The organism is Pseudomonas sp. NY15354, from assembly GCF_048068075.1.
Taxonomy (GTDB): domain Bacteria; phylum Pseudomonadota; class Gammaproteobacteria; order Pseudomonadales; family Pseudomonadaceae; genus Aquipseudomonas; species Aquipseudomonas guariconensis_C.
Map to the genome: position 1 here is coordinate 33,127 of NZ_JBLUPV010000035.1, position 20,962 is coordinate 54,088.

A 20,962-nucleotide genomic window follows, 5' to 3' on the forward strand; every position below is an offset into this window, starting at 1 on the left:
GACGGCCCGCCGCGTGCGGCAGACGGAAATCCGCCTAGGGCAAGGCTCCGGCCGGACCAGACGTTCCGATCAGCTCGCGGTAATGCCCTGGGTTGCACCCAAACCATTTGCGAAACGCCTTGTAGAACGAGCTGCTGTCGGCGAACCCCAGGCGTTCTGCGATGGTGCCCAACCCCACCTCGCAGTCGGCCAGCCATTGGATCGCCAACTGACGCCGCACGCTGTCCTTGAGGCCTTGATAGGTTTGCCCTTCCTCGGCCAGACGACGGCGCAGCGTCGAAGCGGACAGGCACAGCTGACGTGCCAGCGTTTCGGCATCCGGCCAGGACGCAGGGTCCAGGGCCAGCAGGTCATGACGAATGCGCCGCGCCAAGCTGGCCGGGTCGCGGTACTTGACCAGGATGTTGCCCGGCGCCTCGGCCAGAAACCGCTGCAGCTCTTCAGGGGTGCGTTTGAGCGGCACATCCAGGCAGTCGGCCGCGATGATCATGCGCGTGCGGGGCCGGCCAAACTGCAGGTTCTCCGAGAACATCACGCGGTAGTCATCGCAAAACGGCGGCTCGGCGCAGCGCAGGTCGATGGCCAGGATCGGAATGCGTCGCCCGGCCAGCCAGCAGGCCACGCCATGGACGATCATCCAGAAAGTGAAATAGGTAAAGGCGCGGCGTGGTGTTTCCCGTGGTTCGTTGATGACGATCTCGGCCAGGCTCTGCTGGCGCACCAGGCTCGGCTGCAGGTCCTCGAGCATCAACGACAGAAACGCCAGGGCCGTCTCCAGGCCTGCACCGAGGGTGGGCTGGGCCATGCTGGCCCGGCACAGGAACGCCAGGCTGCCGCTGCGCAGGCCGCGGGGGTCCATGGCGAAGAATTCGTCGTTGCAGCGCCGGGCCAGCAGGCGCCAAAGCCGCGCGTAGGCCTCGGCGCTCACCCGTGCCTGCGGCAGGTCGAGTTCGCTGGCATCGATACCGGCCCGGGCCAGCAACGGCGCATCGGCCTGCCCTGCCGGGCACGTCTGCAACAACGCCTCGCGCACCAGCTGCATGGAAATGGTGTCTTTGTCGCTCATCGGCCTTTCAGCGCCTGTATTGTTTCAGCCGGCCATCTTAGGCCCGTGGTGGAAAAACGCCAGCGCCGGGGAACTGTCTTGCTCCGTGGCGACTACTTCGCGGGTAAACCCGCTCCCGCAGGTTTCTGCGCTGTTCTCAAGGACATCGCTGTGCCTGTGGGGCGCTTACCCGCGAATGCGTCAAGGATGCCAACGAGCAGGCTTGGGCTGATCATCTCGGTCAGCGGTCACAGGCTCGCCGCCAATCCGAGGAACGCCTGGATCAAGCGCAGCTCCCGGCGCCGCTCCAGGCAACCGATCATGTGCCGGTTGACCAGCCCCTCCCCGGCCAACGGCCTGGCCACTACTCGTGGATCATGGGCCACCTCCATCGACGAGACGATCCCAAAACCCAACTCCGCCGCCACCGCCTCGGTGACCGCCTCGCGGCTGTCCAGCTCGAGCAGCACCCGCGGCTGCACCTGGGCATCGCTGCAGGCTTGGTCGAAGGTGCGCCGGGTCATGGAGCTGGGCTCACGCAGCACCATGATCTGGCGGTCCAGGTCCGCCAGGGGCAGTTCGCCCTCGCCCGCAGCCCACGGATGACTGACCGGCAGCAGTACGCACAGCCGCGAATCGCCCAGGCTCTGCAGGTACAGGCCCTTGCGCGGTTCAACCTCGGTCAGCACCGCCACGTCGGCGTGTTCAGAGAGCAGCGCCGCCAGGGTTTCCTGGGCGTTGCCCAGGCGCAGGTTCACGGTGATACCCGGATAACGCGCCCGCAGCATGCCGAGCATGGGCATCACCCGGTGCGGGCCGTCGGCGGCGACCTCCAGGCGCCCGGTGAGCAATTGTCGGTTGGCCTCGAGCATCGCCTGGGCTTCTTCGGCCAGGCTGAACATCGCCCGGGTGATGGCCGCCAGGCGCGTGCCCTCCTCGGTCAACTCCACGCGCCGCGCGGTCCGGCGCAACAACGTGATCTGGTAGTGCTCCTCCAGCGCCTTGACGTGCCCAGTCACCGCCGGCTGGCTGATGAACAGGCGCGCTGCGGCGCGGGTGAAGCTGCCTTCGCGGGCCACCGCGTCGAAGGCGCGTAATTGGAACAGGTTCATAGCTATCGGCCTTACTTATGGCTGGCATAACGACAAACAATTTGATTGATAACTCGGCAAATTGCAATTTAGGCCCCGTACGTTTCAGCCCACCGCTTGTGAGGAATAACGGAATGAGCAACGCCCCGATCCTGCTGACCCCTGGCCCACTGACCACCTCGTCCCGCACCCGCCAAGCCATGCTGGTGGACTGGGGTTCCTGGGACCGCGACTTCAACCAACTGACCGCCAGCCTGTGCGAACAACTGCTGGCCATCGTCAACGGTACCGCCACCCACCACTGCGTCCCCCTGCAAGGCAGCGGCACCTTCGCCGTGGAAGCCGCCATCGGCACCCTGGTGCCACGCGACGGCAAGGTGCTGGTCCTGATCAACGGTGCCTACGGCCAGCGCCTGGCCAAGATCTGCAAGGTCCTGGGCCGTGCCTACAGCACCTTCGAAACCGCCGAAGACCAACCCACCACCGCCGCCGATGTCGATCGCCTGCTGGCCGCCGACCCAGCCGTCACCCATGTGGCGCTGATCCACTGCGAAACCAGCACCGGCATCCTCAACCCGCTGCCCGAGATTGCCCAGGTGGTCAAACGCCATGGCAAGCGCCTGATCATCGATGCCATGAGCTCCTTCGGCGCCCTGCCGATCGATGCCGCCCAAGTGCCGTTCGAAGCCCTGATCGCCGCCTCCGGCAAGTGCCTGGAAGGTGTACCGGGCATGGGGTTTGTCTTCGCCGAGAAAAACGCCCTGGCCGCCGCCGAAGGCAACTGCCACTCGCTGGCCATGGACCTGCAAGACCAGCACGCCTACATGGCCAAGACCGGCCAATGGCGCTTCACCCCGCCGACCCACGTGGTCGCAGCGCTGCACGAAGCCCTGGTGCAATACAACGAGGAAGGCGGCCTGCCAGCCCGTCACCAGCGCTACGCCGACAACTGCAAGACCCTGCTCGAGGGCATGGCCAAGCTCGGCCTGCGCAGCTTCCTGCCCGCCGAGATCCAGGCGCCGATCATCGTCACCTTCCACGCCCCACGTGATGCTCGCTACCAGTTCAAGGACTTCTACGAACGCGTCAAGGCCAAGGGCTTCATCCTCTACCCGGGCAAGCTGACCCAGGTGGAAACCTTCCGCGTCGGCTGCATCGGCGTGGTGGGTGCCGAGGGCATGCAAGCCGCCGTCGATGCCGTGGCCCAAGTGCTGCGGGAAATGGAAGTGCTGGACATCTAATTCGACCGACCCTTTTCTTCAGGAATTCGCGCACATGAACTACAGCAACCCTACCCAGCTGCAAGCCGCCATCCTCGACTGGGCCGGTACCGTGGTCGACTTCGGCTCCTTCGCCCCGACCCAGATCTTCGTCGAAGCCTTCGCCGAATTCGATGTCCAGGTGTCCATCGAAGAAGCCCGCGGCCCAATGGGCATGGGCAAGTGGGACCACATCCGCACCCTGTGCGATGTGCCCGAGATTGCCGAGCGCTACCGCAAAGTCTTCGGTCGCACCCCGACCGACGACGACGTCACTGCCATCTATGAACGCTTCATGCCCCTGCAGATCGAGAAGATCGCCGTGCACTCGGCGCTGATCCCCGGCGCCCTGGACACCCTGACCGGCCTGCGCAAGGACGGCCTGAAGATCGGCTCCTGCTCCGGCTACCCGAAAGTGGTGATGGACAAGGTGGTGGAGCTTGCCAAGCAGAACGGCTACGTCGCCGACCACGTGGTGGCCACCGATGAAACCCCGAACGGTCGTCCGTGGCCGGCCCAGGCACTGGCCAACGTGATCGCCCTGGGCATCGATGATGTCGCGGCCTGCGTCAAGGTCGACGACACCGTGCCGGGCATTCTCGAAGGCCGCCGCGCCGGCATGTGGACTGTCGCCCTGGTGTGCTCGGGCAACGCCCTGGGCCTGACCTGGGAAGGTTATCGCGCCCTGAGCGCCGAGAAGCTCGAAAGCGAGCGCAAGCGTATCCACGCGATGTTCGAAAGCTCCCGCCCGCACTACCTGATCGACACCATCAACGAGTTGCCGGAAGTGATCGCCGACATCAACCGTCGCCTGGCCAAAGGCGAGATGCCGCAGGCATCGTAAACCTCCAGATCGCTGGGGCTGCTATGCAGCCCCAGCGTATTTCAGGTCAGACCGCGCGGTTGAGCTTCACCCAGGCCGCGAACTTGTCGATGAAGGCCTGCAGGAATGGCCGGGTCTTGTCGTTGAGCTTGCCCGAGTCCTCGAACAGGCTCGCCGCCCCGCCGAGGTAAGCCTCCGGCATTTGCATGCACGGCATGTCCAGGAACACCAGCGACTGACGCACCGCATGGTTGGCCCCGAAACCGCCAATCGCGCCCGGCGACACGCTCACCACCGCCGCCGGCTTGCCGCTCCAGGCGCTTTGCCCATAGGGCCGGGAGCCTACGTCGATGGCATTCTTCAAGCCGCCAGGCACCGAGCGGTTGTACTCAGGGGTGACGAACAGCACCGCATCACTGCGACGAATTTCATCCCGAAAGCGCTTCCACGCCTCGGGGGCGTCGGCTTCGACATCTTCGTTGTACAGCGGCAGGTCGCCGATTTCGACGATCTTCAGGGCAAGGCTGGACGGTGCCAGCTCCCCCAAGGCCCGGGCCACCTTGCGGTTGTAGGAATCCTTGCGCAAGCTGCCGACGACGACCGCTACCGAATAAACCTGGCTCATGGTGGTGTTCAACCTCTATTGGTTGGGGAAGTTGTAGTTATAGATGACCGCTCCCTGTTCTCGGAGATTTTTTCCCGCTCGCGGAAAACTTCCCCCTCGGTTCACAGGTCTATGCCTGCAGATGTTTCCGATAATTTCAGAGGTTTTCCCGCAAATGGCAGCAATCCTGGTCGGCCAATTCCACGCACGTGATGCCGAAGGCCGCATCTATCCCGTGCACGAGTTCCAGGAGCCAACGCTCCAGCCCGACGGCAGCACCCTCGGCGCGCCGATCGTCACCTACCGCCTGCCCGTCGGCGACCGGGTCAATCACCTGGGCGAAGATCGCTTCGAACTGGCCCGCACTGGCGTCGAGCTCATCCGCATTCCTTGATGCAATCGACGGTGTAGACCGGCCCCTGGCCATGGTCCTCGCATTGCAGGCCATGGACATCGGCGACAAAACCGGGGAATCCGCTATTGAATGCCCGGGCGAAGGCCAGGTAGTCGATGATCGCGCGGGTGGCCTCGGTGAAGCGCTCACCAGGCATGATCAACGGGATGCCAGGTGGATACGGTACCAGCATCACCGCCGCCACACGCCCCAGCAATGCCTCGATCGGCACGGCCTCCACCTCCCCGCGCACCAGCTGGTCATAGGCCTGGGCCGGGCTGATGGCCATTTCCGGCAACCGTGTGAACAGGCGCTTGAGCTGTTTGGCCGTGGCATTGGCCCGGTAGCAGTCGTGCAACTGCCCGCACAGATCGCGCAGGCCCAGCCCTTGGTAGCGTGACGGCGCCACGGCCATCACACTGGGCAGGCATTGCCCCAACGGCGTGTTGCCATCGTAGTGACGTTTGAACTCCAGAAGCTCGGTGAGCAAGGTGCTCCACTTGCCCTTGGTGATGCCCATGGAGAACAACACGAGAAAGCTGTACAGCCCGGTCTTCTCCACCACCAGCCCACGTTCCCAGAGAAACTTGCTCACCACCGCTGCCGGAATGCCATGCTCGCCCAAGGCGCCACCGGCCGTGAGCCCTGGCATCACCAGGGTGACTTTGAGCGGGTCGAGCAGCACATAGTCCTGCTCCACGTCGCCAAAACCGTGCCACTCGGCGCCTGGTTGCAACAACCAGTCCTGCGCCGCCAGGCGATGTATTCCTTCGGCCGCAGGCGGTTGCCAGATGCTGAACCACCAGTCATCGGCGGCGATGTGCTCGCGCAGATTGGCCAGGGCACGGCGAAAACTCAGGGCCTCGTCGAACATCTCCTGCAACAGCGAGCGCCCCGCCGGGCCTTCCATCATGCTCGAGGCCACGTCCAGGGACGCCAGGATGCTGTACTGCGGCGAGGTGGAGATGTGCATCATGAAGGCTTCGTTGAAGCGGTCACGGTCCAGTTGCCGCTGGCTGCCGTCCTGCACATGGATCATCGACGCCTGACTGAACGCTGCCAACAGCTTGTGGGTGGAATGGGTGCTGAACACCAACGGGCTGTCATCGATGCGCGCGGTGCCCATGGCATAGCGCCCGGCAAAGAATTCATGAAAGGCGGCATAGGCGAACCAGGCTTCGTCGAAGTGCAACACCTCGACACTGGCGCCGAGCTCCTGTTTGATCAGCCCGGCGTGATAGCACAAACCGTCATAGGTGGAGTTGGTCACCACGGCCAGGCGGATGCGCGACGTTCGCCCACGGGCCAGGGGGTTGGCATTGATCTTCGCCTGGATCGAAGCTGGGCTGAATTCGCTCAGCGGGATCGGGCCGATGATGCCCAGCTCGTTGCGCTCCGGGCACAGGTAGATCGGGATTGCGCCGGTCATGATGATGGCGTGGACCACCGATTTGTGGCAGTTGCGATCCACCAGGACCAAGTCGTCGCGACCGACCATGGCGTGCCAGACGATCTTGTTGGCGGTGGAGGTGCCGTTGATCACGAAGAACGTATGGTCGGCGCCAAAGTTGCGCGCTGCCCGGGCTTCGGCTTCGGCCAGAGGGCCTGTGTGGTCGAGCAGCGAGCCAAGCTCGGGCACCGAGACCGACAGGTCCGAGCGCAAGGTGTTTTCGCCGAAGAATTGATGGAACGCCTGCCCCACCGGACTTTTGCGGTAGGCCACGCCACCGCCATGGCCAGGTGTGTGCCAGGAATAATTCGATTGCGCCGTGTGCTGCACCAGCGCCTTGAAGAACGGTGGCAGCAGGCCATCGAGGTAATTGTGGGCGGCGCGGGCGACCTGGCGGGCGAGAAAGGGGACGGTGTCTTCGAACAGGTAGAGGATGCCGCGCAGTTGGTTGAGCTCGCTCATGGCTTCAGCCGGGGCATATTCGAGAGTGACCTGTTCACCGAGGGCGAAGATCGGCAGGTCTGGCGCGCGCTGTCGCGCCAGGCGGATCAGCTCGGCCATGCTTTGCAATAGATGGGAGTCCTCGCCGACACCTTCAGCGGCGATCAGCATGCAGGCCAGGCCGTGGTGGGTCGCTGCTACCAGCCTGGCTTCGGCCTGGTCGGCGGCGGCCAGGACGGCGAAACCGTCCTGGGCCAACTCTTCGGCAATGCCACGCACGCGCTCACCGGCGACGCTGTCGGCCTTGATCGCGCGATGGACGATGAGGATGGGGAACTTGAGGTCCTTGTACATCGGCAACTACTCCCTTCGCAGGACGGGTCCGTCCTTTCAGGGTAGAAGCTGGCCGATCAGGGTGCGAGGCGGGTTAGGAACCCAAGGGCTGCTTTGCACCCCTTTCGCGGCACAAGGCCGCTCCTACAGAGGAGGTGCAACGCCAGTTTTGCCGGAGCGGCCCGTGAAAAATCAGCCTGCGGCCGGCTCGGTCAACGCCTGCCACATCGAAGGCGCCCCTGCCGACTTGGCGATCGCCGCCAGGCGCTCGGCATGGGCTTCGAGCTCTTCGGGGCTGGCCACGATCACCCGCCCCGGCTGGCGCCCGGTGATGCGCCGGATCTCACTGCCCGTACCGCCCTCGCCCGACGCGTCGCCATCAGCGCCGTGGGCCGCCAGCGACAGGCTGGTCTGGCCACCGGTCATCGCCAGGTAGACGTCGGCCAGCAGTTCCGAGTCGAGCAGTGCGCCGTGCAGTTCACGGCCGGAGTTGTCGATGCCGTAGCGTTTGCACAACGCGTCGAGGCTGTTGCGTTGGCCTGGGTGACGGGCCCGCGCCAGCATCAGGGTATCGATGACGGTGCAGTACTGGGACACATCGGTGCGGTCGTGCTGACCCAGCAAGGCGAATTCGTTGTTGATGAAGCCAACGTCGAACGCCGCGTTGTGGATGACCAGGTGCGCGCCCTTGATGTATTCGAAGAACTCCTCGGCGACATCGGCAAAACGCGGCTTGCCGATCAGGAAGGCATCGGTGATGCCGTGCACCCCGATCGCGCCTTCGTCACTCTCGCGGTCCGGTTGCAGATAGACGTGGAAGTTGCGCCCGGTCAGGCGACGGCCGATGACCTCGACGCACCCGATCTCGATGATTCGATGGCCTTCGGTGACCGGCATGCCGGTGGTTTCAGTGTCGAGGACGACGTACCGGTTGACTTGCTGCTCCACGCGGGGGCTCCAACTTGCATCACAAAACGAAGCCGGGGATTGTACCCCAAATGGCAATGACCTTGTGGAAGCGCTCGCCAGATAACCCCGGGGCCGCTGCGCAGCCGATCGCGGCACACGGCCGCTCCTACAAAAACAGCGCTGCCTTCATGTCCGGCGGTGTACCTGTGGGAACGGGTTTACCCGCGAAGAATGCAGCACAGTACAGGGCTCAGCGCTTGGCGCGCACTTCCTCGACGCCGCGGTTGGCCAATTGGTCGGCACGCTCGTTACCCGGATGGCCGATATGCCCGCGCACCCACTTCCAGGTCACCTTGTGACGGTTGACCTGCTCGTCGAGCTGCTGCCAGAGGTCGGCGTTTTTCACCGGTTCCTTGGCCGCGGTCTTCCAGCCGCGCTTCTTCCAGTTGACCATCCACTCGTTGATGCCTTTCATCACGTACTGCGAGTCGGTGGTCAGCACCACCTCGCATTCACGCTTGAGTGCCATCAGCCCCTGGATCGCCGCCATCAGCTCCATGCGGTTGTTGGTGGTTTCGCGCTCGCCGCCCCACAGTTCCTTCTCGACGCCTTTGTAAACCATCAGCACACCCCAGCCGCCCGGGCCAGGGTTGCCCTTGCAGGCACCATCGGTGTAGATCTCGACGCTCTCGCTCATGTACCGCCTTTTCGCTCTGTGATATCGACCGCAGGCCCGTCAGGGTTCGCTGTGACGACGATTGACCTTGGCCAGCGGCAACGGCAGCAGCTTGCCCATGGGCTCGCGGCGCTCCAGGCGCAGCGGCCTTAGACCGACCACCATCTTGCGCGCCACCACCAGATAGACCCCACCGCCAGCAGTCTGCCAGCCACCGGCCATGCGCTCCCAACCGGCCAGGCGCTGTTGCCAGGCCGGCGAGGCAAGCGGCGGACGATAGCACCCGAAGCGGCGTTTCTCCAGCGCGAAGCCGAGCAGGTTGAGCCAGTCGCCAAGGCGCGACGGCGAGATGCAACGGGCCTTGCGCAAGGCGCCGTGACTGAAGAAATGGCGCATGCCCCAGCTGCTCCAGGGGTTGATCCCGACGATCAGCAGGTGCCCCCCCGGACGCACGGCGCTGGCGGCCTCGCGCAGCAGGCCATGGGGCGAAAGACTGAAGTCCAGGCCATGCTGCAGCACCACCACGTCGGCGGCATGCTCGGACAGCGGCCAGGCCTGTTCTTCGCAGACGATCTCCACCCCTGGCAAGGGCGCGCCCAGGCGCACGTTGCGCTGCACCTGAGGCGCATTGGGCGGCGGCTCGGCACAGGGGCCGTAATGCACCAGAAAGCCGCCGAAGAAGCGGGCAAGCTCATCCTCGAGGAGTTTCTCCTCCTCGCGCAACATCAACTGCCCGAGCGGCCCGTTGAACCACTCACGGGCCAGGCTCATCAGCTCGATCCAGTCAGGATCGGCCTGGGCAAAGGCTTTGTCGGTCATTGCGTTCTCCCTCGAAGGTTCTCCGTCCGCGCCATCGCGGCTAAGATGCCCTCATGTTCACGCCAGGCGATTCGGTACGCACATGATACAGATCGATGCTCTTCCCGCTTTCTCCGACAATTACATCTGGCTGTTACAGGATACTGCCAAACGCCGCTGCGCGGTGGTCGACCCCGGCGATGCCGCCCCGGTGCAGGCCTGGCTGGCGGCCCACCCCGGTTGGGTGCTGGAGGATATCCTGATCACCCACCACCACCATGACCACGTCGGCGGCGTAGAGGCGCTCAAGCAGGCCACCGGCGCCCGTGTCTGCGGCCCGGCCCAGGAGCGCATCCCGGCCCGGGAGCTGGCGCTGGGCGATGGCGACCAGGTGCAGGTGCTGGGCCTGGACTTCGAGATCATCGCCGTGCCCGGCCATACCCTGGGGCATATCGCCTATTACAGCGCACCGCTGCTGTTCTGCGGCGATACCCTGTTCGCCGCCGGTTGCGGGCGTCTGTTCGAGGGCACGCCCGAACAGATGCACCAGTCTCTGTCGCGGCTGGCCGCGCTGCCCGCCGAGACCCGTGTGTACTGCACCCACGAGTACACCTTGAGCAACCTGCGTTTTGCCAAGGCCGTGGAGCCAGCAAACCCCCACGTTACCCAACGATTCGCCGACGTTACCCAGATGCGGAGTGAAAATCGCATCAGCTTGCCCTCGACCATCGGTCTGGAGCTTCTGACCAACCCGTTTCTTCGTACCGCTGAAACATCAGTTAAACAAAAAGCAGACGAATGGAAGGGGCATTCCAATGCAAGCCAAGCCTCTGTTTTTGCTGCCTTGAGGTCTTGGAAAGACACCTTCTGATAACCTCAAGATATATCGCAGCTTGTTGTCAACGGTTGACCCGGGGGGGACCGGTTTCTAGAATCGCCGAAATTTTTCGCCCGGAAACCTGTCCCAGCCGATGTCTTCCCGTAGCCGCAGAACCTCTCATTCCGTCGCCCTGACGCGTCTGGCCCAAATCAGCGCGCTGGCTCTGGCCGCCACTTTGGTGGGCTGCCAGAGCACCCGTCAGCTCGACGAATCCGACAGCGTTCGCGCAAGCTACCAGGCGCGCGTCAAGCACAAGCCTGCCCCGCTGATGGTCAAGAAAGCCGAGCAAACGCCCCAGGATGTCTGGGAGCGCATGCGCCAGGGCTTCGCCTTGCAGGACAACATCGACGTCAATCCGCGCATCGAACAGCAACGCCTGTGGTTCGCCAGCAATCCGTCGTTCCTGGAGAACGCCGGCGAGCGTGGCAGCCTCTACCTGCACTACATCGTCGAGCGCCTCGAAGAGCGCGACATGCCGCTGGAGCTGGCCCTGCTGCCGGCGATCGAAAGCGCCTACAACCCGATGGCCTACTCCCGCGCCCATGCGGTCGGCCTGTGGCAGTTCATCCCATCGACCGGACGCCACTTCAACCTGCGTCAAACCAATTTCTACGATGGCCGCCGCGACATCACCGCGTCGACCAATGCCGCGCTCGATTACCTGGGCCGCCTGCACGACATGTTCAACGGTGACTGGCTGCTGGCCCTGGCGGCCTACAACGCCGGAGAAGGCACCGTGAGCCGGGCCATCGAGCGCAACGAGCGCCTGGGCCTGCCCACCGACTACTGGAACCTGCCGCTGCCCCAGGAAACCCGCGACTACGTGCCCAAACTGCTGGCCCTGTCGCAGGTGGTCATGACCCCGCAAGCCTACGGTGTCAGCCTCAGCCCCATCGCCAACGAGCCCTATTTCGAAGCCGTCGCCATCAACGACCGCCTTGACCTGTCACGGGTCGCGGCGTTCGCCGACATCGACGAGGATGAGCTGATCCAGCTCAACCCAGCCTTCAAGAAGCGCATGACCGTGGACGGCCCCAAGCAACTGCTGGTGCCCACCGCCAAGGCCCAATTGCTGACCGACAGCCTGTCCAACCTCAAGCCTGAGGAGCTGGTCAGCCTGCAGCCGAACAAGGCCGTGTTCCAGGCTGCCCTGGCGGAGGCCAAGGCCCCTGCGGCGACCCGCAGCTACCGGGTCAAGCGTGGCGACAACCTGGGCGCCATTGCCAAGGCGCACCGCGTGTCGGTGAGCGACCTGCGGCGCTGGAACCGCCTCTCCGGCAATCACCTTAAAGCCGGCCAAGTGCTCGCCCTGCGCGGCGGCAATGCCTCGAGCGGCGCTGCCAACCGCGTCGCAGCCTCCAAGCAGCGCTCCACCCAGTACAAGGTCCGCAAGGGCGACTCCCTGTACGCGGTGGCCAAGCGCTTCAACGTCGAGATGAAGCACCTCAAGCGCTGGAACCCTCGTAGCGGCCACGCCCTCAAGCCTGGGCAGACCTTGACCGTCTACTTGTCGCACTGACCCCATCGCCTCGGGGCCGCTACGTGCCCCATCGCAGGCTATCGCCAGCGCCTGCAGAATGATGCAGTCCTTGTAGGCGCTGGCGTTAGCCTGCGATGGGCTGCACAGCAGCCCTAGAGACAAATCCAGTCACAAAGCCCCCCGCCCAGACCCGCGCCAGACACCCTTTTTCCATCCCAGACAAGCTGTTACTGTAGCCCGACCAACGCCCCACGCTGCCTGGATCGGATCACCGACTTGATACGTCCCCTCCTGTTGCTTTCACTCAGCCTCGCCATGAGCCTTCCCGCTGCCGCAACGGTGAGCGAAAGCCACGGTTATGCGCAGTTCGGCACCCTCAAGTACCCGGCCACCTTCACCCATTTCGACTGGGCCAACCCGCAAGCCCCCAAGGGCGGCACCTTGCGGGCCATGGCGTTCGGTACCTTCGATACGCTCAACCCCTACACCTTCAAAGGCTCGAGCCCGGTCACCACGCCGAACTTCCTGCAGTACGGGGTCAATGAGCTGAACGAGCCGCTGATGGTCGGCACCGGCCAGTACGACCCTTCCGGTGACGAGCCCACCTCCAGCTATGGCCTGATCGCCCGCTCGGTGGAGTACAGCGAGGACCGCAGTTGGGTGGTGTTCAACCTGCGCCCCGAGGCACGTTTCCACGATGGCCGCCCCATCACCTCGGCGGACGTAGCGTTCTCCTACCGCACCCTGCTCAAGGAAGGCCATCCGATCTACCGGACCAACCTGCAGGAAGTGCAGCGCGTGGACATCCTCGGCCCACTGCGTATCCGCTTCGTCTTCAAGCGCGCCGGCAATCCGCTTTTGATCCTGCGCCTGGGCGAGATGCCGGTGCTGCCCAAGCACTACTGGAAAGACCGCGACTTCAAGGCCACCACCTTCGAGCCGCCCCTGGGCAGCGGCCCCTATCGCATCACCGAAGTCCAGCCCGGCCGACGCCTGGTGTTCGAGCGGGTGAAGAACTACTGGGGCAAGCACCTCGCCGTCAATCGCGGCAAGTACAACTTCGACCGCGTCGAGTACGAGTTCTATCGCGATGCCACGGTCGCCTTCGAAGCCTTCAAGGCCGGCGAATTCGACATCTATATCGAGCATCAGGCCAAGAACTGGGCCAACGGCTACACCTTCCCTGCCGTGCGTCGCGGCCAGGTGATCAAGGCGCAGATCCCGCACCGCATCCCGACGCAAACCCAGGGCCTGTTCATGAACAGCCGCCGGGCCAACTTCAGCGACGCCCGAGTGCGCCAGGCCCTGGGGCTGATGCTCGACTTCGAGTGGACCAACCGTGCCCTGTTCAGCAGTGCCTACCGCCGCTCGACCAGCTACTACCCCAACAGCGAGTTCGCCGCCACCGGCCTGCCCAAGGGCAAGGAGTGGCTGCTGCTGGCGCCGTTCCGTGACGAACTGCCACCCAAGCTGTTCACCGAGCCCTACACGGTCAGCCACACCGACGGACGCGGCATCAGCCGCCAGACCCTGCGCCAGGCCCTGGCCCTGTTCGCCCAGGCCGGCTGGAAGCTCGACGGCCAGCGCCTGGTCAACGCCAAGGGCCAGCAGTTCCGCATAGAGCTGTTGCTGGTCAACCCGAACCTCGAACGCATCCTCCAGCCCTACGTGGAGAACCTCGCCAGCATGGGTATCGACGCGCACCTGCGCACGGTCGATCGCGCCCAGTACAAGCAGCGCCTGGACCAGTTCGACTTCGACATGATTCTCATGACCCTCAACCAGACCCTGAGCCCGGGCCTGGAGCAATGGCTGTATTTCCATTCGAGCCAAGCCTCGGTCAAAGGCAGCAAGAACTACGCTGGAGTGAAGGACCCGGTGGTCGACCACCTGCTCGACACCCTGCTCGCCGCCCGCACCCGCGCCGACCAGGTCGCCGCCGCCCGCGCCCTGGACCGGGTGCTGTCGTGGCAGTACTACATGATTCCCAACTGGTATCTCGACAATCACCGCTTGGCCTACCGCAACCGGTTCGCCTTCGTCACCACACCGCCCTACACCCTGGGCCTGAACAGCTGGTGGCTCAAGACTTCGGAGAAAGCCCAATGATGCCAACGCCCCCCTTGCGCCTGCTGGCCGGCAGCCTGTTGCTGGCCTGCCTGAGCCTCCCCGCGATGGCCGCGCCGCAACACGCCCTGACCCTGTACGATGAGCCGCCCAAGTACCCGGCGGACTTCAAGCACTTCGCCTACGTCAACCCCGATGCGCCCAAGGGCGGCACCTTCCGCCAGTCCAGCTTCGGCGGCTTCGACAGCCTCAACCCGTTCATCAACAAAGGTGTACCGGCCGATGATGTCGGCCTGATCTATGACACCCTGATGCGCCAGAGTCTGGACGAGCCCTTCACCGAGTACGGTCTGGTGGCCGAGAAGATAGAAAAGGCGCCCGACAACGGCTGGGTGCGTTTCTACCTGCGCCCCGAAGCGCGCTTCCACGACGGCCACCCGATGCGCGCCGACGACGTGGTGTTCACCTTCAACACGCTGATGAGCAAGGGCGCGCCGCTGTATCGCGGCTACTACGCCGACGTTGCCGAGGTGGTCGCCGAAGACCCGCTGCGAGTGCTGTTCAAGTTCAAGCATAAGAACAACCGCGAGCTGCCGCTGATCCTCGGCCAGTTGCCGGTGCTGCCCAAACACTGGTGGGAGGGCCGTGACTTCGACCGTGGCAACCTGGAGATCCCGCTGGGCAGCGGCCCGTACAAGGTCGCCGAGGTCAAGGCCGGGCGCTCGATCCGCTATGAGCGGGTCAAGGACTACTGGGCCAAGGACCTGCCGATCAACCGCGGTTTCTACAACTTCGACGCCATGACCTACGACGCCTATCGCGACAACACCGTCGCCCTCGAGGCACTCAAGGCCGGGCAGTTCGACTATTGGCTGGAGACCAGCGCGAAAAACTGGGCCACCGCCTACGACATCCCGGCGGTGCGCGAAGGCCGGCTGATCCGTGAGCAGTTGGCCAACGGCAACCCCACCGGCATGCAGGGTTTCATCTTCAACCTGCGCCGCCCGGTGTTCCAGGACGTACGGGTGCGTGAGGCGCTGAGCCTGCTGCTGGACTACGAGTGGACCAACAAGCAGCTGTTCAATGGCGCCTACACCCGCACCGGCAGCTACTTCGAGAACTCCGAGATGGCCGCCAGCGGCCTGCCGGGGCCCGATGAGCTGAAAATCCTCGAACCCCTGCGCGGCAAGATCCCCGAGCAGGTGTTCAGCCAACCCTTCCGCAACCCGGTCAGCGATGGCAGCGGCATGATCCGCGACCAGCAACGCAAGGCTTACAAACTGCTCCAGGACGCCGGCTGGAAGATCGTCGACGACAAGATGGTCGATGCCCAGGGCAAACCGGTGTCGCTAGAGTTTCTGCTGGCCCAGACCGAGTTCGAGCGCATCCTGCTGCCCTTCAAGCGCAACCTCGCCGACCTCGGCATCGAGCTGAACATCCGCCGTGTCGACGTCTCCCAGTACATCAACCGCCTGCGCTCGCGCGACTTCGACATGATCGTCGGTGGCTACCCGCAGTCGAGCTCGCCAGGCAACGAGCAGCGCGAGTTCTGGACCACCGCCGCCGCCGACAACCCTGGCAGCCGTAATTTCATCGGCCTGCGCGACCCGGCCATCGACCAACTGGTCGAGCAATTGATCAACGCCGACTCGCGCCAGAGCCTGATCGCCCACACCCGCGCCCTGGACCGAGTGCTGCTGTGGGGCTACTACGTGATCCCCAACTGGCACATCAAGACCTGGCGCGTGGCCTACTGGAACAACATCGGCCACCCCGAGGTGTCCCCCAAGTACGACATCGGCATCAACACCTGGTGGATCAAACCCGGCGTGAAGCCGGCCGAGGCCCAGGCCGAAGAAGCGGCAGCCGCGCAAGAGGCGAACTGACATGCTGGCCTACATCCTGCGTCGCCTGTTGCTGATCATCCCGACCCTGTTCGGCATCCTGATCATCAACTTCATCATCGTCCAGGCCGCCCCCGGCGGCCCGGTGGAACAGATGATCGCCAAGCTCGAAGGCTTCGAAGGCGCCACCAGCCGCATCGCCGGCGGCGGTGCCGAAGTCTCGGTGGCCGGCTCCAACTACCGCGGCGCCCAGGGCCTGGACCCAGCCCTGATCGCCGAGATCGAGCGCATGTACGGCTTCGACAAGTCGGCGCCCGAGCGCCTGTGGATCATGATCAAGAACTACGCCCGGCTGGATTTTGGCGAGAGCTTCTTCCGCGACGCCAAGGTCATCGACCTGATCGCCGAGAAGATGCCCGTATCCATCTCCCTGGGGCTATGGAGCACGCTGATCATGTACCTGGTGTCGATCCCGCTGGGGATCGCCAAGGCCGTGCGCCATGGCAGCCACTTCGATGTCTGGACCAGCTCGGCGATCATCGTCGGCTACGCCATCCCCGCGTTCCTGTTCGCCATCCTGCTGATCGTGCTGTTCGCCGGCGGCAGCTACTTCGACTGGTTCCCGCTGCGCGGGCTGACTTCCAACAACTTCGACGAGCTCTCCACCAGCGGCAAGATCCTCGACTACTTCTGGCACCTGGTGCTGCCGATCACCGCGCTGGTCATCGGCAACTTCGCCACCATGACCCTGCTGACCAAGAACAGCTTCCTGGACGAGATCAACAAGCAATACGTGGTCACCGCCAAGGCCAAGGGCCTGAGCCGCTCGCGGGTGCTGTACGGGCATGTGTTCCGCAACGCCATGCTGCTGGTGATCGCCGGCTTCCCCTCGGCGTTCATTGGCATCTTCTTCACAGGCTCCCTGCTCATCGAGGTGATCTTCTCCCTCGACGGCCTGGGGCTGATGAGCTTCGAGGCGGCGATCAACCGTGACTACCCGGTGGTCTTCGGCACCCTGTTCATCTTCACCCTGCTGGGGCTGGTGGTGAAACTGATCGGCGACCTGACCTACACCCTGGTCGACCCCCGCATCGACTTCGCCAGCCGGGAGCATTGACATGGCACTCTCCCCCCTCAATCGCCGGCGCTTCGAGCGCTTCAAGGCCAACCGCCGCGGCTGGTGGTCGCTGTGGATTTTCATCGTGCTGTTCGGGCTGAGCCTGGGCGCCGAGCTGATCGCCAACGACAAACCCATTGCCGTGCGCTACGAAGGCCAGTGGTACTTCCCCGCCTTCAAGCGCTACCCGGAGACCACCTTCGGCGGCGAATTCCCCCTGGAAGCCAACTACAAAAGCCCCTACATCCGCGAACTGCTCGCGGCCAAGGACAGCTGGGTGCTGTGGGCGCCGATCCCGTTCAGCTACCAGAGCATCAACTACGACCTCAAGGTTCCGGCCCCGGCACCGCCCTCGGCGGACAACTGGCTGGGTACCGACGACCAGGGCCGCGACGTGATGGCCCGGGTCATCTACGGCTTCCGGGTCTCGGTGCTGTTCGCCCTGACCCTGACCGTGCTCAGCTCCATCGTCGGCGTCATCGCCGGCGCCCTGCAGGGTTTCTACGGCGGATGGGTGGACCTGGCCGGTCAGCGCTTCCTGGAGATCTGGTCGGGCCTGCCGGTGCTGTACCTGTTGATCATCCTCGCCAGCTTCGTGCAGCCCAACTTCTGGTGGCTGCTGGGCATTATGTTGCTGTTCTCGTGGATGAGCCTGGTGGACGTGGTGCGCGCCGAGTTCCTGCGCGGGCGTAACCTTGAGTACGTGCGCGCCGCTCGTGCCCTGGGGATGCGCGACGGACCGATCATGTTCCGGCACATCCTGCCCAACGCCATGATCTCCACCATGACCTTCATGCCGTTCATCCTCACCGGCGCCATCGGCACCCTCACCGCCCTGGACTTCCTCGGCTTCGGCCTGCCACCGGGCGCGCCATCGCTCGGCGAACTGGTGGCCCAGGGCAAGTCCAACCTGCAGGCGCCGTGGCTCGGCATCAGCGCCTTCGCCGTGCTGGCGATCATGCTGAGCCTTCTGGTGTTCATCGGCGAATCCGCCCGCGATGCCTTCGACCCGAGGAAATGACATGAGCGAACACAACCTGATCGAAGTGCGCGACCTTTCGGTGGAATTCGTCACCGGCGACAACGTGCATCGCGTGGTCGACGGCATCAGCTTCGACATCCGCAAGGGCGAGACCCTGGCCCTGGTCGGCGAAAGCGGCTCGGGCAAGTCCGTCACCGCGCACTCCATCCTGCGCCTGCTGCCCTACCCCCTGGCCCGCCACCCCAGCGGCAGCATCCGCTATAACGACCAGGACCTGCTCCAGCTCGGCGAAAAGCCCATGCGCCGCATCCGCGGGGATCGCATCGCGATGATCTTCCAGGAGCCGATGACCTCGCTGAACCCGCTGCACACCATCGAAAAACAGATCAACGAAATTCTCCTGCTGCACAAAGGCCTCACCGGTAAGCAGGCCACCGCTCGTACCCTGGAGCTGCTGGAGATGGTCGGCATCCCCGACCCGCACAAACGCCTCAAGGCCCTGCCCCACGAGTTGTCCGGCGGCCAGCGCCAGCGCGTGATGATCGCCATGGCCCTGGCCAACGAGCCCGAGTTGCTGATTGCCGACGAGCCCACCACCGCGCTCGATGTCACCGTGCAGTTGAAGATCCTCGACCTGCTCAAAGAGCTGCAAGCCCGCCTGGGCATGGCCCTGCTGCTGATCAGCCACGACCTGAACCTCGTGCGCCGCATCGCCCATCGGGTGTGCGTGATGCAGTGTGGCCAGATCGTCGAGCAGGCCGACTGCGCCACGCTCTTCCACGCGCCGCAGCATCACTACACGAAAATGCTGATCAACGCCGAACCCAGCGGCGCCCCTGCCCACAACCCCGTGGGCGACCCTCTGCTGGAAGTCGAAGACCTGCGCGTGTGGTTCCCCATCAAGAAAGGCCTGCTGCGCCGCACGGTCGACCACGTCAAAGCCGTGGACGGCATCGACTTCAGCCTGCCCCAGGGCCAGACCCTCGGCATCGTGGGTGAAAGCGGCTCCGGCAAATCCACCCTGGGCCTGGCCATCTTGAGGTTGATCGCCAGCCGCGGCGGCATCCGCTTCCACGGCCAGAACCTCGAAGGCCTCAGCCAAAAAGACGTCCGCCCCCTGCGGCGAGAAATGCAGGTCGTGTTCCAAGACCCCTTCGGCAGCCTCAGCCCGCGCATGTGCGTGGCGGACATCGTCGGCGAAGGCTTACGCATTCACCGCATCGGTACCCCTGCCGAACAGGAAGCCGCGATCATCGCCGCCCTGGAAGAAGTCGGCCTGGACCCCCGCACCCGCCACCGCTACCCCCACGAATTCTCCGGCGGCCAGCGCCAACGCATCGCCATCGCCCGCGCACTGGTGTTGAAGCCCGCCCTGATTCTGCTGGATGAACCCACCTCCGCGCTGGACCGCACGGTGCAACGGCAGGTAGTGGAGTTGCTGAGGAATTTGCAGCACAAGTACAACCTCACATACCTGTTCATCAGCCATGACCTGGCGGTGGTGAAGGCGTTGAGTCACCAGTTGATGGTGATCAAGCATGGGCATGTGGTGGAACAGGGGGATGCCCAAGCGATCTTCCGTGCGCCGCAGCATGCGTATACGAAACAGTTGTTGGAGGCGGCGTTTTTGGAGGTGTAGGGGTAGTTGTACTGGACAGGAAGTGTCCCAGTTGCACAGGGATTTGGTGCGTTTTACTGCAAGGTGGTAAATTGATGGCAAAACGCCACGCGACTACATGTTAAGGACGACCCATGCCGCGCTTGCCCATTGCCATTTTTGTCACCCTTTCGTTATTTCTGAGCGCATGTACCACCTTGCACAAAGGCGTAGAATTTTCGGAGGTAGCCACTTCGAGAAATGACGCCGCACTGGTCTATCTCTACCGCTCCGGGGTTGCACCCTTCTGGCGCAGTCCAACACTGGTCATCGACGGTACAGACATCAGCGAGGTGAAGAACACTTCCTTCACCTACTTCTACCTCACGGAAGGTAAGCACTCGATCGCCACACGCTGGGCGTTGGATCTGTACCCGCTGAATGTCGAAGGCAGTATGGAAGTTAAAAACGGGCAGACGTATTTTCTGAAACTGGGCGGGGGAATGTTGATGTCCCCAGGGCTAGGACAAGCTGCCCTCGTCACCAGTATTTCCTCCAACCTCGGCCAGGTCGACCGCCTGACGGCCCTTCGTGAAATGAAGAGCTGCATGTACATGCCCAACGCACTTGAGCAGCCTTCGCTGACGGCTGACAGCAATTAATTTCATGTAAACCGGATCAATGCGAGCTTTCGTACAAAGCTCTGGCACTCCTCTGGGGCGATGGTGTATAGCATCGGCTTTTCCTGAATACGGCATTCGATTGTAAACCTTGAGACGCGCTTGCCGGCGATAGGCTGCTACAAAGCAGCAAGATTTAGCGTCTGCTTTGGGGCGAAAGCTGCCAATCACGAGTGGCCGCTCTCGACCCATCGCTGCCAGTCGTGTAAGAGGTGATCTTTGTGGGAGCGGGTTCACCCGCGAACACCGGCAAAGCCGGTGCCGTCCACCGCAGCGCCTGCTTCGCGGGTAAACCCACAGAGTGCGTGTCGCATTTACGAAATCCGCTACCGCTCTGCGTCCGCAATGGGTCGATAGCGGCCAGACGCGACCGGCTGCTTCCGACCCAGGCTGTGTGAAAACGCAAGTAAGTACGTCGAGTAGCGAAAGAAGCTGGGGCACCCTGTCAATTCAGCAGATCTAAGTGCTGATCTACCTCAGTTGGGCACCGGA

18 protein-coding genes are annotated in these 20,962 nt (G+C 63.8%); 11 read left to right on the plus strand and 7 right to left on the minus strand.

The window, feature by feature from the left end; translation table 11 throughout:
• Positions 1-34 precede the first annotated feature (34 nt).
• Both ACNFCH_RS22995 and ACNFCH_RS23000 read right to left on the minus strand, forming a co-directional pair.
• Complete coding sequence (locus tag ACNFCH_RS22995) at positions 35-1,066, minus strand: AraC family transcriptional regulator (RefSeq protein ID WP_337160209.1); 1,032 nt, start codon at positions 1,064-1,066, stop codon at positions 35-37.
• Positions 1,067-1,293: 227 nt separating this feature from the next.
• On the minus strand, positions 1,294-2,157 hold the full coding sequence (locus ACNFCH_RS23000; RefSeq protein WP_196163661.1) for a LysR substrate-binding domain-containing protein: 864 nt from the start codon (positions 2,155-2,157) through the stop codon (positions 1,294-1,296).
• A gap of 113 nt (positions 2,158-2,270) precedes the next feature.
• On the opposite strand from ACNFCH_RS23000, the gene ACNFCH_RS23005 reads away from it, so the two are divergent.
• Positions 2,271-3,377, plus strand: coding sequence for a 2-aminoethylphosphonate--pyruvate transaminase (locus ACNFCH_RS23005; RefSeq protein ID WP_196163660.1), 1,107 nt, complete (start codon positions 2,271-2,273; stop codon positions 3,375-3,377).
• Positions 3,378-3,411: 34 nt separating this feature from the next.
• On the plus strand, positions 3,412-4,239 hold the full coding sequence (gene phnX / locus ACNFCH_RS23010) for a phosphonoacetaldehyde hydrolase (protein WP_043214125.1): 828 nt from the start codon (positions 3,412-3,414) through the stop codon (positions 4,237-4,239).
• Between the two features lie 46 nt (positions 4,240-4,285).
• On the opposite strand, the gene chrR is transcribed toward phnX, so the two are convergent.
• Positions 4,286-4,843 (minus strand): class I chromate reductase ChrR, encoded by a 558-nt coding sequence (gene chrR / locus ACNFCH_RS23015; protein ID WP_196163659.1) that lies wholly within the window; start codon positions 4,841-4,843, stop codon positions 4,286-4,288.
• Positions 4,844-4,997: 154 nt separating this feature from the next.
• On the opposite strand from chrR, the gene ACNFCH_RS23020 reads away from it, so the two are divergent.
• Positions 4,998-5,216 carry a hypothetical protein gene (locus ACNFCH_RS23020; protein ID WP_337160208.1) on the plus strand — a complete coding sequence of 73 codons (219 nt, stop codon included), beginning with the start codon at positions 4,998-5,000 and terminating at the stop codon, positions 5,214-5,216.
• Here the strand turns inward: ACNFCH_RS23020 and ACNFCH_RS23025 are convergent.
• From ACNFCH_RS23025 to ACNFCH_RS23040, 4 genes are all read right to left on the minus strand, one after another.
• Positions 5,200-7,461, minus strand: a complete 2,262-nt coding sequence (locus tag ACNFCH_RS23025) for an Orn/Lys/Arg decarboxylase N-terminal domain-containing protein (protein WP_416744019.1) — start codon at positions 7,459-7,461, stop codon at positions 5,200-5,202. The two genes, ACNFCH_RS23020 and ACNFCH_RS23025, sit on opposite strands and share 17 nt — an antisense overlap.
• A gap of 171 nt (positions 7,462-7,632) precedes the next feature.
• Positions 7,633-8,388, minus strand: coding sequence for a DNA polymerase III subunit epsilon (dnaQ, locus tag ACNFCH_RS23030; protein ID WP_328338406.1), 756 nt, complete (start codon positions 8,386-8,388; stop codon positions 7,633-7,635).
• A 211-nt stretch (positions 8,389-8,599) separates the two neighbouring features.
• Positions 8,600-9,046: a ribonuclease HI gene (gene rnhA, locus ACNFCH_RS23035; protein ID WP_337160206.1), complete on the minus strand. Its 447-nt coding sequence runs from the start codon at positions 9,044-9,046 to the stop codon at positions 8,600-8,602.
• Positions 9,047-9,085: 39 nt separating this feature from the next.
• Positions 9,086-9,844, minus strand: a complete 759-nt coding sequence (locus ACNFCH_RS23040) for a class I SAM-dependent methyltransferase (protein WP_070092843.1) — start codon at positions 9,842-9,844, stop codon at positions 9,086-9,088.
• A gap of 82 nt (positions 9,845-9,926) precedes the next feature.
• Between ACNFCH_RS23040 and gloB the strand changes: the two genes are divergently transcribed.
• The 8 genes from gloB to ACNFCH_RS23080 all read left to right on the plus strand — a co-directional run bounded on the left by gloB (position 9,927) and on the right by ACNFCH_RS23080 (position 20,452).
• The gene (gene gloB, locus ACNFCH_RS23045; RefSeq protein WP_416744022.1) at positions 9,927-10,694 is read left to right on the plus strand and encodes a hydroxyacylglutathione hydrolase; all 768 of its coding nucleotides are present in this window, start codon (positions 9,927-9,929) and stop codon (positions 10,692-10,694) included.
• A 100-nt stretch (positions 10,695-10,794) separates the two neighbouring features.
• The gene (locus ACNFCH_RS23050) at positions 10,795-12,222 is read left to right on the plus strand and encodes a lytic transglycosylase domain-containing protein (RefSeq protein WP_337160204.1); all 1,428 of its coding nucleotides are present in this window, start codon (positions 10,795-10,797) and stop codon (positions 12,220-12,222) included.
• 237 nt (positions 12,223-12,459) lie between these two features.
• Complete coding sequence (locus ACNFCH_RS23055) at positions 12,460-14,292, plus strand: extracellular solute-binding protein (RefSeq protein WP_337160203.1); 1,833 nt, start codon at positions 12,460-12,462, stop codon at positions 14,290-14,292.
• Positions 14,289-16,136, plus strand: coding sequence for an extracellular solute-binding protein (locus ACNFCH_RS23060; protein WP_337160202.1), 1,848 nt, complete (start codon positions 14,289-14,291; stop codon positions 16,134-16,136). Before ACNFCH_RS23055 ends, ACNFCH_RS23060 begins: the two co-directional genes overlap by 4 nt.
• A 1-nt stretch (position 16,137) precedes the next feature.
• Positions 16,138-17,211 carry a microcin C ABC transporter permease YejB gene (locus ACNFCH_RS23065; RefSeq protein WP_043214147.1) on the plus strand — a complete coding sequence of 358 codons (1,074 nt, stop codon included), beginning with the start codon at positions 16,138-16,140 and terminating at the stop codon, positions 17,209-17,211.
• Position 17,212: 1 nt separating this feature from the next.
• Complete coding sequence (locus ACNFCH_RS23070) at positions 17,213-18,232, plus strand: ABC transporter permease (protein WP_043214149.1); 1,020 nt, start codon at positions 17,213-17,215, stop codon at positions 18,230-18,232.
• A gap of 1 nt (position 18,233) precedes the next feature.
• Positions 18,234-19,832: an ABC transporter ATP-binding protein gene (locus tag ACNFCH_RS23075; protein WP_337160201.1), complete on the plus strand. Its 1,599-nt coding sequence runs from the start codon at positions 18,234-18,236 to the stop codon at positions 19,830-19,832.
• A 113-nt stretch (positions 19,833-19,945) separates the two neighbouring features.
• The gene (locus ACNFCH_RS23080; protein WP_337160200.1) at positions 19,946-20,452 is read left to right on the plus strand and encodes a DUF2846 domain-containing protein; all 507 of its coding nucleotides are present in this window, start codon (positions 19,946-19,948) and stop codon (positions 20,450-20,452) included.
• The last annotated feature ends 510 nt before the right edge of the window (positions 20,453-20,962 follow it).